The organism is Nocardia cyriacigeorgica (assembly GCF_010858045.1).
Lineage (GTDB): Bacteria > Actinomycetota > Actinomycetes > Mycobacteriales > Mycobacteriaceae > Nocardia > Nocardia cyriacigeorgica_E.
This window is the reverse complement of sequence record NZ_JAAGVC010000427.1, coordinates 1-273: the sequence shown is the minus strand read 5'-3', so window position 1 is coordinate 273 and position 273 is coordinate 1. Positions and strand designations below refer to the sequence as shown.

At 67.0% G+C, this 273-nt stretch carries 1 protein-coding gene; it reads left to right on the top strand.

Annotated elements, in window-relative coordinates:
* On the top strand, positions 1-273 hold a 273-nt coding region (locus tag GV790_RS30310), incomplete at both ends, for a condensation domain-containing protein (protein WP_163818218.1).

The window sequence follows — 273 nt, the reverse complement described above, 5'->3', positions numbered from 1 at the left end:
TGCCGACGTGCCGTTCGAGCGGCTGGTCGAGGTGCTCAACCCGCCGCGCTCGACCGCGCGTCATCCGCTGTTCCAGGTGGGCCTGTCGTTCCAGAACGTGGCCAGGGCCGCGCTGGAACTGCCGGGGTTGAGCGTCAGCCCGGTGGATGCCGATCTGGATGTGTCGCAGTTCGACCTGCATCTGATCGTCTCCGATGTCTACGACGAGTCCGGTGCGCCGGCGGGTCTCGGTGGGTTCTTCACCTACGCCACCGACCTGTTCGACGCCGAGAC